General features: G+C 43.2%; 1 protein-coding gene. It reads left to right on the forward strand.

Going from position 1 to position 674, the window contains the following annotated elements; genetic code table 11:
• Positions 1–75: 75 nt before the first annotated feature.
• A partial coding sequence (locus QL919_RS14125; protein WP_290190100.1) for an IS1 family transposase occupies positions 76–674 on the forward strand: 599 nt, incomplete at its 3' end.

Genomic DNA, 674 nt, shown 5'->3' on the forward strand with positions numbered 1-674 from the left:
TGGTGGTGTATCAAAAAGTATGCTGGAGTAATAAAGGGAGGGTGACAGTCAAAGCAAGATGATATATTTGAGGTTATGAAGACACAAATACAGATCAATTGCCCCGACTGTCACAGTCCCAGTTTTTCGATACATGGCATAAAAAGCTATGGCAAGCAGAACTACCAATGCAAGGACTGCAAACGCCAATTTATTGGCGATCATGCGGTAACCTATAACGGCTGTCACTCTAGAATAGAAGATCTCATACGACTGATGACTGTCCGAGGTTGTGGTGTTAGAGACATAGCCGTTATAGCCAAGGTTAGCATTGGTAAAGTACTTGGCACCATAGGCTCATCTGTTTATAAGATCGCGCCTAAGAAGCGATATTATGAACGCTTAGAGGTTGATGAGTTCTGGACTTACGTGTATCGCAAGAAGCGTAAAGTCTGGCTCATCTACGCTTATGACCGTGCTACTAATGAGATTGTCGCTTATGTCTGGGGCAAACGTGACCTAAAAACGGCTAAGAAGTTAAGAGCACGTTTAAAGCAGCTTACAGTCAGCTATGGCTCGATTAGCATGGACAACTGGGACAGTTTTATAACCGCCTTTAAAAGTGATAACAAACGAATTGGCAAACAGCATACGGTAGGCATTGAAGGCAATAACTGCCGTCTTAGACACCGATT

Origin of the sequence: Psychrobacter sp. APC 3426 (assembly GCF_030408035.1) — a bacterium.
In the GTDB taxonomy this organism is placed as follows: domain Bacteria; phylum Pseudomonadota; class Gammaproteobacteria; order Pseudomonadales; family Moraxellaceae; genus Psychrobacter.